Below are 15,449 nucleotides of genomic sequence, written 5' to 3' on the forward strand. Positions count from 1 at the left end.
CAACACCCCGCCGCCTTCCCGTTTGCGCGGACTGCGGCCAGAATCAGGCATCGCACCCACCACAGGCGCCGCATGGACTGGTCGCTGGGAACCGTACTGTTGATCCTCGACTGGGTGATCCGGCTGGCCGCGCTGCTGTGGATTCCCAGCCGCACCTCGCCGGCCGCGGCGCGCAGCTGGATGCTGCTGGTCGGCTTCGTGCCGCTGCTGGGTCTGCCGGCCTATCTGCTGCTCGGTCATCCCTGGCTGTCGCGCGAACGTGTTCAGCGGCAGGCGCGTGCTTCGCAGGTGATCCGCGAGGAACAGCAGCCACTCGCGGCGTTGCGCTGGCGACCCGAAACGGGAATCGCGGCGGAAATGGCGCCGCTGGTCGAACGGCAGGGCGCGTTCATGCCCACGCGCGGCAACGCCGTCGAACTGCTGGACGACTACACCGGTTCCCTGCGGGCCCTGATGGCCGACATGGATGCGGCACGCGACAGCATCCATCTCCTCTACTACCTGATGTTCGACGACGCCGTCGGCGATGCCGTCGCCTCGGCGCTGGAACGCGCGGCCGCCCGTGGCGTGCATTGCCGCCTCCTGCTCGACGCGGTCGGCGCCAAGCGGGGATGGCGCCGATACGCCCGGCGTCTGCGCCGGGCCGGGGTGGAAGTGCACCAGATGCTCCCCGGCGGATTGCGCTGGCGCCGCAGCGGCCGGATGGATCTGCGCAACCATCGCAAGATCGCGGTCATCGATGGCGTGATCGGCTTCATCGGCTCGCAGAACCTGGCCGACGCGGCGTTCATCCCGGGCTTCCCCAATCGCGAACTGGTCGCGCGGGTCGGCGGCCCCATCGTCGCCCAACTGGACGCGGTCTTCGCCAGCGACTGGTACCTGGAGACCGGCGAACGCCTGCACGTGGACCCGGTGCGGGATGCGGGCACGGGCGACGTGCCGATGCAGCTGCTGCCCAGTGGGCCCGCCTATCCCTTCGAGAACGCGCGCGACGCGATGAATGCGCTGATTCACCTGGCCAAACGCCGGATCGTGCTGGCCACGCCCTACTTCGTGCCCGACGACGCCACGCTCAGCGCGCTGCGCATCGCCGCGCTGTCCGGCGTGGACGTGCAATTGATCCTCTCCGCGCGCAACAACCAGCGCCTGACGGCGTGGGCGCAGGAATCCTACTACGCCGAACTGCTGGCCTGCGGCGTACGCATCGCCCTGTACGAACCGCACTTCCTGCATGCCAAGCACCTGAGCGTGGATGACGAGGTCGCCCTGGTCGGTTCGATCAACCTGGACATCCGTTCGTTCGCGCTCAACGCGGAAATCGGACTGCTCTGCTATGACGCCGCCATCGTCGCCCGCCTGCGCGAAATCGAATCGGATTATCTGCGCGATGCCCATGGCGTACGGGCGGAGGACTGGGCATGCCGTCCGGCATGGCGGCGCAGCCGCGATGGCATCGCGCGATTGGCCGATTCGCTGATGTAGCGAAAACTTAATCCAGAAGCGTTTGATGCCAAACGGATTTGATGCATTTGTGAAGTTTGCGTTGCACTGTCATGCGCCGCTGATGCCAAGCCAGCATGAGGCGTCGCGAATCGATCCACTACAATGCGCGCCATGACCAGCGTATCCGCGGGCCCCGCCCATGACATCGCCATCATCGGGGGAGGCGCCAGCGGCGTCCTGACCGCGATTCACCTGCTGCGCACCGCGACCACGCCGTTGCGTATCGCGTTGTACGAGCCGCAATCGCCGCTCGCCCAGGGCGTTGCCTATGCCACGCCATATCCGGAACACCTGCTCAACGTGCCGGTGCAGCGCATGAGCGCGTTCAATGATCAGCCGGAGGATTTCCTCGACTTCCTGTCCGGCGACGCGCGCGAGCGCGCCGCGTTGGCACCCGCCTTCGTGGAGCGCCATCGCTACGGCGAATACCTGCGGGATCGCCTGGCCCGCGCATGCGACGCCAGCGTCGCCACGCTGACGCCAGTCGCGCAACCGGTGATGGCGATGAGTCGCCAGCCCTCCGGCTGGCGGTTGCGGCTGGCCGACGGCGTGGAGGCCGATTGTGGCGCGGTGGTGCTGGCGGTCGGCAACCGGCCGCGCCCACTGCCGGCGCGCGGCGCCAACGGTCTGTCCGCCGATGCCAGCCTGTCGGCGTGGGATTTCGACGCAGTACGCGCGGTGCCGGGCGATGCGCGTCTGTGCATCGTCGGTTCCGGCCTGAGCATGGTCGACGCCGTGCTGAGTTTCGTCGCCACCGAACATCGCGGCGCGATCCACGTCCTGTCGCGGCATGGCTGGCTGCCACAGCCGCATGCGGCGCACGCGGTGGCGGATTTCGATCCCGCGCAACTGCTGCCACTGGATCTGCGCACGCGCCTGCGCTTCGTCCGCCAGCGCGTGCGCGAGGCGGCTTCCGCCGGCCTGCCCTGGCAGGCGGTGATGGAACGCCTGCGCCCGCATGGGCAGGCGTTGTGGCGCTCCCTGTCGGAGGCCGATCAGCGGCGCTTCCTGCGCCACGTCGTGCGCCTGTGGGACGTGCATCGGCATCGGGTCGCCGTTTCCGTGCACCAGCAATTGCAGGCGCTGATCGATCGCGGACAGCTGCGCCTGCATCGCGGTCGGCTCGACACGGTGATGCAGGTGGGCCGCTGCGTGCAGGTCAGCGCGAACGTGCGCGGCCAGCCGGGCCTGGAACTGGAAGTGGATCGCGTGGTGAACGCGACGGGCGTGGAGATGCGGGTGCCCACCATGCGCAATCCGCTGCTGACCGGACTGCTCGGCGAAGGTCACGCGCAGGCCGGTCCGCACGGCATCGGCATCGCGGCCGACGACGCCGGCCGGGTGCTGGATGCCGGCGGCAGCGCCCAGTCCGATCTGTGGGTACTGGGCAGCCTGCGGATCGGCAGCCTGTGGGAAACCACCGCCATTCCTGAACTGCGGGGCCAGGCCGAAGCGGTGGCCCGGCAACTGCTCGCGCGCTGACCCCGGCGGTCGGCGATCCGCCGGCGTCGCCCGCATCGATATAGAGCGCGGCCGGATCCGCTGCTACGCTGCTCGCGGTGTCGGGTGCCCGGAGGGCGGCGTTGGTTTCGAGCTGGATTCTGCTGCTGGTGTCCATCAGCTACGCCGCGCTGCTGTTCGGGGTGGCGTGGTGGGGTGATCGCCGGCCGATGTATCCCGACCGCCCCTGGCTGCGTCCGGTGGTCTACAGCCTGGCACTGGCGGTCTACTGCTCGTCCTGGACGTTCTACGGCGCGGTCGGCAGCGCGGTGCGCAACGGCATCGGCTACCTGCCGATCTATCTGGGTCCCTTGCTGTTGCTGCTGTTCGGCTGGCGCATCATCGAGCGGCTGGCGCTGATCGCGCGCAGCGAGAACACCGTCTCCATCGCCGATTTCATTTCCTCGCGCTACGGGCGATCGCGCCGGCTGGCCGCGCTGGTCACGGTGATCGCGCTGATCGGCGTCGTTCCCTACCTGGCGCTGCAATACAAGGCGGTGGCGATGAGTCTGGGCGTGCTGACCGGACAGGCCGGCGGCGCGCACGGGTTCTTCTCGGATCCGGCGCTGTACGTGGCCCTGCTGATGGCGCTGTTCGCGGCGCTGTTCGGCACCCGCCAGGTCGACGCCACCGAACATCATCACGGCATGATGCTGGCGATCGCGCTGGAATCGATGGTCAAGCTGGTGGCGATGATCGCGGTCGGCCTGTTCGCCTATCTGTGGCTGCAGGGCCGCTCCATCCCGGTCACCGAGTCCGCGCGCGCGCTGTTCGAGAACTCGCCGCCGGTGGGATTCGTCACCCAGACCCTGCTCGGGTTCCTCGCCATCGTCTGTCTGCCGCGCCAGTTCCATGTCGCGGTGGTCGAATGCAGCGACGTCGGCGACATCCGCCGGGCGCGCTGGCTGTTCGGCACCTACCTGGTCCTGATCTCGGTGATGGTGGTGCCGATCGCGGCCGCCGGCGTGACGTCCTTCGGCATCGGCAGCGGCGTGGCCGACGACAGCTTCATTCTCGCCCTGCCGCTGGCCGACGGCAGCAAGGCGCTGGCGCTGATCGCCTACGTCGGCGGTTTCTCCGCCGCGACCGGCATGGTGATCGTCGCCAGCATCGCGTTGGCGACCATGGTCAGCAACGATCTGGTGATGCCGGTGCTGCTGCGGCGCGGTTGGGCGGATCATCACGCCGAAGCCGACGTCGCCTCGCGGGTGCTGTGGATCCGCCGCTTCGCGATCCTGCTGCTGGCGCTCGCCGCCTATACCTATTACCGCAGCAGCAGCAACGACAGCACGCTGGCGTCCTACGGCCTGATGGCCTTCGCGGCGGTCGCGCAGTTCGCGCCGGGCCTGATCGGCGGCCTGTACTGGCGCGGCGCCAGCAGGCGCGGCGTGGAAGTGGGCATGCTGCTGGGCTTCGGCACCTGGATCTACACCCTGCTGCTGCCGACCATGACCCAGGCCGGAGGCTTCGATGCGTCATGGATCGCGACCGGTCCCTTCGGCATCGCCTGGCTGCGTCCGCACCAGTTGTTCGGCCTCAGTGGCTGGGATCCGCTCACCCACGGCACGTTCTGGTCGTTGCTGGTCAACACCGGCGCGATGATGGTGATTTCGGCGCGCTGGCGTCCCGGCGTGGACGACCGGCTGCGCGCGGCGCCGTTCCTGGATCCGTACGCGCAGCGTCCCGCGCTGGTCGCCGGTGAATGGCCCGGCAGCGTGCGGGTCGGTGATCTGCAGACCCTGGCCGAGCGCGTGGTCGGCGAGCGCCATGCGCGCCGCGCCTTCCTGGAACAGGCACAGGCGCTGGGCCGCGAGATGCAGCCGAACGTATCGGCCGATCGCGCCTGGGTGCAGTTCACCGAACGCCTGCTGGCCGCGGCCATCGGCGCGGCATCGGCGCGCATCGTCCTGACCAGCGTGCTGCGTGGCTCGGGCATGGAACTGGGCGAGGTGGTCGCGGTGCTGGACGAAGCCGGGCAGGAGCTGCGCTTCAACCGCGAGATCCTGTCCACCACGCTGGAGAACATCGCCGCCGGCGTCAGCGTGGTCGATCCCGAGATGCGCCTGGTCGCCTGGAACCGGCGCTACCAGCAGATGTTCGGTTATCCGGACGGCATGCTGTACGTCGGCCGCCCGGTCGCCGATCTGATCCGCTACAACGCCGAGCGTGGCGAACTGGGCGAAGGCGACGTCGATGCGCAGATCGGCAAGCGCATCGCCTACATGCGCGCCGGTTCGCCGCACGTGTTCGAGCGCGTGCGCAGCGACGGCCAGGTGATCGAGATGCGCGGCCAGGCCCTGCCGGGCGGCGGTTATGTCACCAGCTACAACGACATCACCGACTTCAAGCGCGCCGAACAGGCGCTGCGCGAAGCCAACGAGACCCTGGAACAGCGCGTCACCGAGCGCAGCCGCGCCGCCGAGGCCGCCCAACAATCCAAGACCCGCTTCCTCGCCGCCATCAGCCATGACGTGCTGCAACCGCTGAACGCGGCGCGCCTGTTCGCCTCCGCCCTGCGCGACGGCGAGCAGGATGGCGAGCAGCGGCACCTGGCCGAACGCGTGGATGCCTCGCTGCGCGCCGCCGAGGAACTGCTCGACGGCCTGCTCGACGTCTCGCGGCTGGATGCCGGCAGCCTGCGGGTGGAAATCGGCGATTTCGACGCCGGCGAACTGCTGCGCGAACTGGCCGCGCAGTACGCGCCGGTGGCCGCCGGGCGCGGGCTGGATCTGCGCGTGCACGCGCGCGCCCTGCCGGTACGCACCGATCGCCGCCTGCTGCGGCGGGTGCTGCAGAATTTCCTGGCCAACGCGCTGCGCTACACCCGCCAGGGCCGGATCGTGCTGGGCATGCGCCTGCTCGACGGCAAGGTGTCACTGCAGGTCTGGGACACCGGGCCGGGCATCCCGGAAAACCACATGCGCCAGATCTACGACGAGTTCCACCGCTACCAGCAGCCGTTTGACTGGGGCGAGCGCGGACTCGGCCTGGGCCTGTCGATCTGCCAGCGCATTTCGCGCCTGCTCGGCCACCACCTGGATGCGCGCAGCCGGGTCGATCGCGGCAGCATGTTCTCCATCGTGGTCCCGCGCGCGACCCGCGCGCATGCCAATCCTTCCGCGCCACGGCGCGCGCTCGCGGCCGATTCGCTGGCCGGCTTGCGGGTGCTGTGCGTGGACAACGATCGGGAAATCCTCGATGGCATGCGCGCCCTGCTGGGCCGCTGGCAGGTGGACGTGATCACCGCCACCACGGTCGACGAAGCCCTGGCGCGGATCAGCGCGGGACCGACGGTGATCCTGGTCGACTATCACCTGCATGATCGGCTGGATGGCCTGGACACGCTGGATGCCCTGCGTGCCGCCAGCCCGGGACCGGTCGCCGGCGCGCTGCTGACCGCCGATGGCCGCGATGAACTGAAGCAGCGCGCGCGCGAACGCGGTTACCGGCTGCTGACCAAGCCGGTCAAGCCGGCGTCACTGCGCGCCTTCCTGGCCGCGCACCATGACGCACGCCAGCGGCTGGAAGCCTGATTCGCACGCGCGCGGTCGCCCGGGCGATCACCAGCATTCCTCCGGCGTGTCCTTGGCGGTTCCCTCCACCCCGCGGGCGCCCAGCTGATTGATCACCAGCGTGCCGCAACGCGTGTCGGCGCCGGCCTGCGCGCCCTGCGGCACCGCTTTCAAGCTGAACGTCTGCGCCTTGATCTCGGAACTCAACTGGTAGTGCTGTGCGACCGCGGCGTCGCACTGGGGCAGCGCCGTCGATTTTCCCGAAGGATTCAGATAGGACAGATGCAGTGTATGGAAGCGTTCCAGTCGCTGCGCACGCTCCTGCACGCAGGCGGCGGCGGCGGCGCGGCGGGTATTGATGACGTGTTTCTGATAGCTGGCGTACGCGATGCCCGACAGGATGGCGAGGACCCCCACCACAACCATCAGTTCGATCAGGCTGAATCCCGCATCGGCGTTCCGGCGGAAGCGAAGGTCACGGGTGTGTGCGGATCGCATGGGCGTTCCTCCAGGAAGTGCGATGGGAGTGGAGACGGCCCGCCGATCACGCGCCTGTCGATGCGATCCATCGGCGGGGATGGGGCGCCTGTCGCGGCGATGCTAACCAGTCATGCGCGACGGATGAAGACATCCGCCTTCAGAGTCATGCGCGTGACAGTCGCACGCGCGCGTGGCGCGCGCCGGTTTTCCTTCAAGGCAAGGGCGGTTTCAAGGTTCCTCGGCCGCATCGCCTTCGCGCATGCCCGAGGAGGATCCGGCGGTACGGGACGCCGCCACGCCGCTGAAACCATGGACTATCTGCGGAAACGCAGCCGGGCCACGGTGCCACGCTCCGGCGCCGAATCGATGTCCAGATGCCAGCCCAGGTGCTCGCACAGCCGTGCGATCAGATCCAGGCCGATGCCGCCGCCGTCGCGCCCTTCGCCGCGCGCCAGCTGCGCGTAGATGCGGCTGATTTCCTCCGGGCTCATGCCGTGTCCGGGATCGGCGATGGTCACGGTGGCATCGGCGTCGAGGCGGATGTCGATCGCGCCCCGATCGCTGTTCTCGATCGCATTGCGCAGCAGGTTGCCGATCGCGGCCTGGACGATTGCCACCGGCGCGGTCACCCGGACCGGCGCCAACGGACTCAGCCGCAGCACCAGATCCTTGCCGTGGGTGAGATAGCGGTGGTCCTCCACGATTTCCGGCAGCAGTTCGTCCAGCGCCACCGTATCGCTGACCGCCGCCAGCCGCTCGGGATCCTTGGCCAGGATCAGCAGCAGCGAGATCAGCTGCTCGATCTGGCGGACGCTGCGCAGGATGCGCTGCATCTGCTCGCGGGCGACCGCGGGCATGCCGTCCTGATCGTGCGCCAGCCGCGCGGCGCCACCGATCACCGCGATCGGCGTGCGCAGCTCGTGGCTGGCGCTGTTGATGAAGGCGCGCTCGCGTTCGACGAAACGCTCGCTGCGGTTGAGATAGTCGTTGAACGCGTCGGCGATCACCCGCAGTTCGTCGCTGGCCCGGGATTCCACCTCGATGCGCTGACGCCCGCGCTCGGGTTGCAGGCGGGCGATGTCGCCGGCCATCACGCTCAGCGGGCGGATCGCGCGCCCCAGTCCCCAGGCCAGCAGCAGGCCCAGCAGGATCACCGCGGCGAACATGCCGACCACGATGCCGCTGCTGATGGTCTCCTCCAGCCCCTCGAATTCGGTGATGTCCAGCGCCAGCGCGACGCGGCCGCCGGGCAGATCCTGGATCATCACCACCCGCAGCTTGCCTTCCACCCACAGATCGTCGTGCAGGCCGGGCGGCAGCACGCGCAACACCTTGGGCGGCGGCGGCGCGTCGTCCCAGCGGTACAGGGTCATGTCCTCGGTGTCGGTCCAGCGATAGCCGGGATCCGCTTCCAGCCGATCCTGATAGTGATGGAGTTCGGCGCGCAGCAGCGACTCCCAGACCATGCGCTCGGCTTCTTCGTTGACGATCAGGCCGCCGATGAAGATCGCCACCGACAGCAGCGAGACATACACCAGCAGCCAGGTGAGGATGCGTCGGCGCAGGCCGTTCCTAGCCGCCATCGCGCTGCTCCTCCGGTTCGGCCAGGCGATAGCCCACCCGCGGCAGGGTCTGGATCAATTTGATCCGAAACGGGCCGTCGACGCTGCGGCGCAGTTCGTAGACATGCGAGCGCAGCATGTCGCCGTCCGGTGGACTGTCGCCCCACAGCGCGTACTCCAGCCGGTCCCGGGTCACCGCGCCGGGACTGGCCTGCATCAGCACCTCCAGCAGCTTGCGGCAGGCCGGATACAGGTGCAGCGGCTGGCCGGCCCGGCTGACCTCCAGGGTGGAAAGATCCAGTTTCAGATCCGCCACCTGCAACAGACGGCTGCGCCCGCGTCCACTGCCACGCGCCAGCACCGCCTCCAGGCGCACTTCCAGTTCCGGCAGTTCGAACGGCTTGGTCAGGTAATCGTCGGCGCCGGCGCGGAAACCGGCGATCTTGTCGGGCAGTTCGTCGCGGGCCGTCAGCATGATCACCGGCAAGTCGCTGCCATGGGTCTCGCGCAGGCGGCGGAGCACCTCGCGGCCGTCCATCCGCGGCAGCATCCAGTCGAGGACGAGCGCGTCATAGGCCTGGGTGGTGGCCAGGTGCAATCCGGTCACGCCGTCCGGCGCGGCATCCAGGGCGTGGCCGCGTGCTTCGAAGTAATCGAACAGGTTCGCCACCAGGCTCCGGTTGTCTTCGATCACGAGCAGCCGCATCGGGTTTCCGTTTTCGTGGTTGTGCGGTGCCGGCACCCCGGCGGGTCGCCACGCTGGACCTTCCGGTGTCGGAATCCGGTCGGAACGGGAGTGATTCTCCCACGCGCGGGCGGATCCCGGGGCAAGGCCGCCCGGAAAGACAACGGCGGCTGAAGGATCCCGCCCGCCGGAAGCCGGGTTAACCCGCAGCGAACCTGGTTCCGACGGCTCTCCGACAGCGGCGGCACCAGCATGCGCGGCATACCGGCACAGGGGCCGGAATGACCGCATCCGATGTCCTTCGCCACATCACAGATACCGCCGCCGCCGCTTCACGCCGCCCGCCCTCCGCTCGCCTTCGACCGGGACTTCCTGGCCCGCCACGCCGGCTGGCCGCTGGCGGCGTTCGTGCTGGCCACCCTGATCCTGATCCCGCTGCGGGGCGATCTGTGGCTGGCGGATCACCTGTATGCGTGGGAAGGCCATCGCTGGTCGCTGCAGCAGGGCTTCGTCACCCAGCACCTGATTCACGTGATGGGCAAGCGGCTGAGCACGCTCGGCTGGTACTGCGTGGCGCTGCTGCTGATCGCCAGCGGTTCCTTCCCGCGCCTCAAGGCATGGCGGCGTCCACTTTTCTTCCTGCTGCTGGCTACCGCGCTGTCGACCGCCGCGGTCGGCACGCTGAAGCTGTGGACCGACATGGACTGTCCGTGGGATCTGGTCCGCTACGGCGGCAGCCGGCCGTTCATCGATCTCTTCACCGCCCGGCCGGCCCTGCTGCCGCGCGCGTCCTGCTTCCCTGCCGGCCATGCCAGCGCCGGCTATGCCTGGGTGGCGCTGTACTTCTTCTTCCTGGCGACCCTGCCGCGCCTGCGCTGGGCAGGACTGGGCGTCGGCGTGGCGGTCGGCCTGCTGTTCGGGTTCGCCCAGCAACTGCGCGGCGCGCACTTCCTCTCGCATGACCTGTGGACGCTGGCGATCTGCTGGGCGGTCTCGCTGCTGCTGTACGCCTGCCTGCTGGTTCCCGGACGGACGGTGGTCGCGCGATTCCGGCCGGCGCTGTCCGGGCCCGGGCTCCTGTCGCGGGGCGAGCCATGAGCGCCAGTCCCCTGGAAGCCGGCCTGCGCCGCAACGCCCGTTCGGCCGCGCCCCTTTGGCTCAGGCAACGGCCGGTCATCGCCAGCGAGACCCTGCTGCTGGTGGTGAGCCTGTACTTCTCGATGTTCAGCAACGGCGAGTTCTGGCGCAACGTGATCGTCGCGCCGGCGGTGCAATGGAAGCTGGCCGCGGCGCTGTTCGTGATCATCACCGCGGTGCACGCGCTCCTGCTGGGCATGCTGATCCATCGCCGCTACGCCCGCCCGGTGCTGGCGGTGCTGATCCTGGTGACCGCCGTCGCCACTTACTACATGGGCAGCTACGGCGTGTACCTGGACTCGGACATGCTGCGCAACATCCTGCATACCGACCGCAAGGAATCCAGCGAACTGCTGAGCTGGCGTCTGCTGATGCCGATCCTGTTCGCCGGCCTGCCCATCGCGCTGCTGTGGCGCGTGCGTCTGCGCGAACGTCCCTGGCGGCGGGCATTGGCGATACGCACCGGTTTCCTGGCGGTGTTGCTGCTGGCCTTCGCCGGCGCGGCGATGCTGTCGTTCCAGGATCTGTCCTCGCTGATCCGCAACCGCCGCGAGGTGCGTTATCTGGTGACCCCGGCCAACTATCTGGTCTCGCTGGCGCGCGTGGTGACCGCCTCGCCGCCGGGAAGCCGGCCGGCCAGGACTCCGATCGGCCAGGACGCCCGGCAACTGCCACGGATCGCGGGCCGCAAGCCACGCCTGCTGGTGCTGGTGGTGGGCGAGACCGCCCGCGCGCAGAACTGGGGTCTGAACGGCTACGCGCGCCAGACCACGCCGGAACTGTCGCGGCTGGACGTGATCAATTTCCCGGACGTGACCGCCTGCGGGAGCAGCACGGAAGTGTCGTTGCCGTGCATGTTCTCCCCCTACGGTCGCCACGACTACGATCAGAAGAAGATCCGCGATCACCAGTCGTTGCTGCACGTACTGGAATACGCCGGCATCCGCACCCTGTGGCGCGACAACCAGTCCGGCTGCAAAGGTGTCTGCGAAGGGCTGGCGATACAGCAACTGGACGACGCCGACGATCCCGGGCTGTGCAACGGCAAGCGTTGTCTGGACGAAATCCTGTTGCGTGGCCTGGACGACGCCGTGCCCGCCGGTGCTGGCGACCGCGTGGTGGTGCTGCATCAGCTGGGCAACCACGGGCCCAGTTACTTCGAGCGCTATCCCGCCGGTTTCCGCCGCTACTCGCCGGTGTGCGAATCGACGGATCTGGGCGCATGCGATCGCCAGGCCATCGTCAACGCCTACGACAACGCCCTGGGCTATACCGATCATGTCCTGGCGAAACTGGTCGGCCAGCTGGGCCGCAACACCGACTACGACACCGCCATGATCTACCTGTCCGATCACGGCGAATCGCTGGGTGAGAAGGGGCTGTATCTGCACGGCGTGCCCTATGCGATCGCCCCGGAGGAACAGACCCATGTGCCGATGGTGATGTGGCTGTCACCCGGTTTCGCGGCCACCAGCCGGCTCGATGTCGCCTGCCTGCGCCGCGAAGCCGCCGAGCCGGCCAGCCAGGACAACCTGTTCCCGTCGGTGCTGGGCCTGCTGGACGTACGCACGACCCTGTATGACCCGGACCGCGACCTCTTCGCGGGTTGTCGCCGTCCCGTGAAAAACTGATCCCGGGCGTCGCGCACCCGTATCGCTCCGACGGAGGAGGATCACGATGAGCCCTGATCAGACACCGGGCTGGTTCGGATGGGCGCTGGCGTCGGCGGCTTTCGCCGCGCTCACCGCGATCTTCGCCAAGGTCGGCGTCCAGCGGATCGATTCGGACATGGCGACCTGGATCCGCACGGCGGTGGTGATGGCGGCGCTGTCGGTGTTCATCGCCGCCACCGGCAAATGGAGCGATCCCGCGGCGATTCCCGCCCGCACCTGGACGTTCCTGGTGCTGTCCGGACTCGCCGCCGGCGCGTCCTGGCTGTGCTACTTCCGCGCGCTGCAACTGGGCGACGCTTCGCAGGTCGCCCCCGTCGACAAGGCCAGCCTGCTACTGGTGCTGGTGTTCGCGTGGCTGTTTCTCGGCGAGCGGCCGAGCCTGCGCGACGGGCTGGGCATGCTGCTGGTCGCCGGCGGCGTGCTGGTGCTGGGCCTGAAACGCTGAGCGTGCTCAGTCTTCTTCCGGCGGCGGCACCACGCCGTCCGGGTCCACCGCCAGACGCCCGGCCATCAGCACCGCCTGGGTGCGGTTGGTGACGCCGAGCTTGCGCAGGATCGCGGTGACGTGCGCCTTGATGGTGGCTTCGGACACGCCCAGGTCGTAGGCGATCTGCTTGTTGAGCTGCCCGACCCCGAGCATCTGCAGCACACGGAACTGCTGCGGCGTCAGATCGCGCAGGCGCTGGGCGATCTCGTGCTCGTCGCGGCCGATGGCCGGTGCGTTCATCGCTTCGACCGGCGCCCAGCGTTCGCCTTCCAGCACCGTATCGATGGCCTCGCCGATGGTGTCGGAATCGGCGGACTTGGGGATGAAGCCCAATGCACCGTGATCCAGCGCGCGGCGCATCACCGTCGGCTCTTCGCGCGCGGACACGATCACCACCGGCAATTGCGGATGCAGCGCCCGTACATGCACCAGCGCGCTGAACCCCTGCGCGCCCGGCATGTTGAGATCCATCAGCAGCAGATCCGCATCCGGATGCGCATCCACCAGCGCGTACAGCGCGTCCACGTTGTCGGCCTCGTGCAGGCGCACGCCCGGCAACACCCGCTGCACCGCCGCGCGCAGGGCCTCGCGGAACAGCGGATGGTCGTCGGCGATCAGGAGGGTGGTCATGCGGTTCTCCCGGGGAGGAGGAAATTCCCCCCCGCCATGGTCACTTCACCTTCCGCTCCGCGACCAGCGAATCGACCACGCCCGGATCGGCCAGGGTCGAAGTGTCGCCCAGTTGGTCCGGTGCGTTCTCCGCGATCTTGCGCAGGATGCGGCGCATGATCTTGCCCGAACGGGTCTTCGGCAGGCCCGGCGCCCACTGCAGATGATCCGGCGCCGCGATCGGGCCGATTTCCTTGCGCACCCACAACACCAGTTCCTTCTGCAGTTCGTCACTGGGGACCTCGCCGGCCTTCAGGGTGACGTAGGCGTAGATGCCCTGGCCCTTGATGTCGTGGGGGAAGCCGACCACCGCCGCCTCGGCCACCTTCGGATGCAGCACCAGCGCGCTTTCCACTTCGGCAGTGCCGATGCGGTGGCCGCTGACGTTGATCACGTCGTCGACGCGGCCGGTGATCCAGTAATAGCCGTCGGCATCGCGGCGGCAGCCGTCGCCGGTGAAATAGGTGCCCGGATAGGTGCGGAAATAGGTGTCGATGAAGCGCTGGTGATCGCCGTACACCGTGCGCATCTGGCCGGGCCAGGAATCCAGCAGCACCAGGTTGCCCTCGGTCGCGCCGTCGAGGATTTCACCGTTGGCGTCCACCAGCGCCGGGCGCACGCCGAAGAACGGCAGCGTGGCCGAACCCGGCTTCTGATCGATCGCACCGGCCAGCGGGCTGATCATGATCCCGCCGGTCTCGGTCTGCCACCAGGTGTCCACGATCGGGCAGCGGCCATCGCCGACCACGTCGTAATACCAGCGCCAGGCCTCGGGGTTGATCGGTTCGCCGACGCTGCCGAGCAGGCGCAGCGAGGTGCGAGCGGTCTTCTTCACCGGCGCCTCGCCTTCGCGCATCAGTGCGCGGATGGCGGTGGGCGCGGTGTAGAAAATGGTCACCTGGTGCTTGTCGATGACTTCCCAGAAGCGCGACACGCTCGGATAGTTCGGCACCCCCTCGAACATCACCGAGGTCGCACCGTTGGCCAGCGGACCGTAGACGATGTAGCTGTGGCCGGTCACCCAACCCACGTCGGCGGTGCACCAGTAGATATCGTCCTCGCGCAGGTCGAACACCGCTTCATGGGTGTAGGCCGCGTACAGCAGGTAACCGCCGGTGGTGTGCAGCACGCCCTTGGGCTTGCCGGTGGAACCGGAGGTGTACAGGATGAACAGCGGATCCTCGGCGTTCATCCGCTCCGGCTCGCACTCCGCCGGTTGATCATCGACCACCGCATCGAACCAGCGGTCGCGCGGCATCTGCATGTCCACCGCGCCGCCGGTGTGGCGCACCACCAGCACGGTTTCGACCGTGTTGGTCCCCGGCAGCTTGAGCGCGGCGTCCACGTTCGCCTTCAGCGGCACTTTCTTGCCGCCGCGCAAGCCCTCGTCTGCGGTGATGATCAGCTTGCTGCCGCAGTCGGCCACGCGGTCGGCGATCGAATTGGCCGCGAAGCCGCCGAACACCACCGAGTGGATCGCGCCGATGCGCGCGCAGGCCAGCATCGCCACCGCCGCGTCCGGAATCATCGGCAGGTAGATGGTGACGCGATCGCCCTTCCTGACGCCCAGGCTGCGCAATGCGTTGGCCAGCTTGCAGGTGCGCTCGTACAGTTCCCGGTAGGTCACCCGGTAGGCCGGCTGGTCCGGGCTGTCCGGTTCGAACAGCAGCGCGGTCTTGTCGCCGCGCGTGGCGAGCTGGCGATCCAGGCAGTTGACGCTCGCATTGAGCTCGCCGTCCTCGAACCAGCGGATATGGAAGTCGTCCAGCTGATAGCTGACGTCCTTGATCCGGGTCGGCTTCCTGAACCAGTCCAGGCGCCCGGCGATCCGGCCCCAGAACGCATCCGGATCATCGATGGAGGCCTGGTAGTCGCGCTGGTAGGCGGCGCGGTCGATGCGCGCCTTGGCGGCGAACTCTGGCTTGACGGGGTAGATGTCGCTCATGGGGGCCCTCCCGGGGACAGCGGAACGAAAAGTCTGAGGATGCGATTCTGACAAGAATGCCCGTCACACCGCGAGCGCCGGCAACGCTCCGCGGGACGGGCGACGCACCGAGTTTGCCGCATCCGGCCATGCGGCATCGCAGCAACCCTGTTAGACCTTGGTCGTAATTCCAGCCGCATACCACCCGGCTTGTTCGCGCGCGGAGGCTTTTTTGAAGGGGTTTGCGCGGCCTTCCACCTCCATTCGACCAATGGCGAATAGGCGCGGCGGAGCCAACGGCGCAAGTCTGCCCGGCA

Annotated in this window: 11 protein-coding genes; 6 read left to right on the top strand and 5 right to left on the bottom strand. The window is 68.4% G+C overall.

Features of this window, described 5'->3' with window-relative positions; genetic code table 11:
* Positions 1-72: 72 nt before the first annotated feature.
* The 3 genes from cls (at position 73) to AC3DEZ_RS00640 (ending at position 6,536) form a co-directional block, all read left to right on the top strand.
* Positions 73-1,482, top strand: coding sequence for a cardiolipin synthase (cls, locus tag AC3DEZ_RS00630; RefSeq protein WP_488386469.1), 1,410 nt, complete (start codon positions 73-75; stop codon positions 1,480-1,482).
* A 132-nt stretch (positions 1,483-1,614) separates the two neighbouring features.
* Entirely contained in the window at positions 1,615-2,985 is a 1,371-nt protein-coding gene (locus tag AC3DEZ_RS00635; protein ID WP_488386470.1) for an FAD/NAD(P)-binding protein, read from the top strand.
* A 101-nt stretch (positions 2,986-3,086) separates the two neighbouring features.
* Positions 3,087-6,536 carry a hybrid sensor histidine kinase/response regulator gene (locus AC3DEZ_RS00640; RefSeq protein WP_488386471.1) on the top strand — a complete coding sequence of 1,150 codons (3,450 nt, stop codon included), beginning with the start codon at positions 3,087-3,089 and terminating at the stop codon, positions 6,534-6,536.
* A gap of 27 nt (positions 6,537-6,563) precedes the next feature.
* On the opposite strand, the gene AC3DEZ_RS00645 is transcribed toward AC3DEZ_RS00640, so the two are convergent.
* From AC3DEZ_RS00645 to AC3DEZ_RS00655, 3 genes are all read right to left on the bottom strand, one after another.
* The gene (locus AC3DEZ_RS00645; RefSeq protein ID WP_488386472.1) at positions 6,564-7,013 is read right to left on the bottom strand and encodes a type IV pilin protein; all 450 of its coding nucleotides are present in this window, start codon (positions 7,011-7,013) and stop codon (positions 6,564-6,566) included.
* Between the two features lie 296 nt (positions 7,014-7,309).
* Positions 7,310-8,578 (bottom strand): sensor histidine kinase, encoded by a 1,269-nt coding sequence (locus tag AC3DEZ_RS00650; RefSeq protein WP_488386473.1) that lies wholly within the window; start codon positions 8,576-8,578, stop codon positions 7,310-7,312.
* Entirely contained in the window at positions 8,568-9,263 is a 696-nt protein-coding gene (locus AC3DEZ_RS00655; protein ID WP_488386474.1) for a response regulator transcription factor, read from the bottom strand. The genes AC3DEZ_RS00650 and AC3DEZ_RS00655 overlap by 11 nt, the downstream gene beginning before the upstream one ends.
* Positions 9,264-9,536: 273 nt before the next feature.
* On the opposite strand from AC3DEZ_RS00655, the gene AC3DEZ_RS00660 reads away from it, so the two are divergent.
* From AC3DEZ_RS00660 to AC3DEZ_RS00670, 3 genes are read left to right on the top strand one after another with little or no spacing between them, the layout of a single operon-like run.
* A complete protein-coding gene (locus AC3DEZ_RS00660) occupies positions 9,537-10,340 on the top strand; it encodes a phosphatase PAP2 family protein (protein WP_488386475.1) in 804 nt (267 codons plus the stop codon).
* Positions 10,337-12,010, top strand: a complete 1,674-nt coding sequence (locus AC3DEZ_RS00665) for a phosphoethanolamine transferase (protein WP_488386476.1) — start codon at positions 10,337-10,339, stop codon at positions 12,008-12,010. The genes AC3DEZ_RS00660 and AC3DEZ_RS00665 overlap by 4 nt, the downstream gene beginning before the upstream one ends.
* 46 nt (positions 12,011-12,056) lie before the next feature.
* On the top strand, positions 12,057-12,497 hold the full coding sequence (locus AC3DEZ_RS00670) for an EamA family transporter (protein WP_488386477.1): 441 nt from the start codon (positions 12,057-12,059) through the stop codon (positions 12,495-12,497).
* Positions 12,498-12,503: 6 nt separating this feature from the next.
* Here AC3DEZ_RS00670 and AC3DEZ_RS00675 read toward each other — a convergent pair whose 3' ends face one another.
* Complete coding sequence (locus AC3DEZ_RS00675) at positions 12,504-13,169, bottom strand: response regulator transcription factor (protein WP_488386478.1); 666 nt, start codon at positions 13,167-13,169, stop codon at positions 12,504-12,506.
* Between the two features lie 40 nt (positions 13,170-13,209).
* Entirely contained in the window at positions 13,210-15,153 is a 1,944-nt protein-coding gene (gene acs / locus AC3DEZ_RS00680; protein ID WP_488386479.1) for an acetate--CoA ligase, read from the bottom strand.
* Positions 15,154-15,449: the final 296 nt, after the last annotated feature.

The sequence above is a fragment of the Pseudoxanthomonas sp. 134C1 genome, assembly GCF_057773065.1.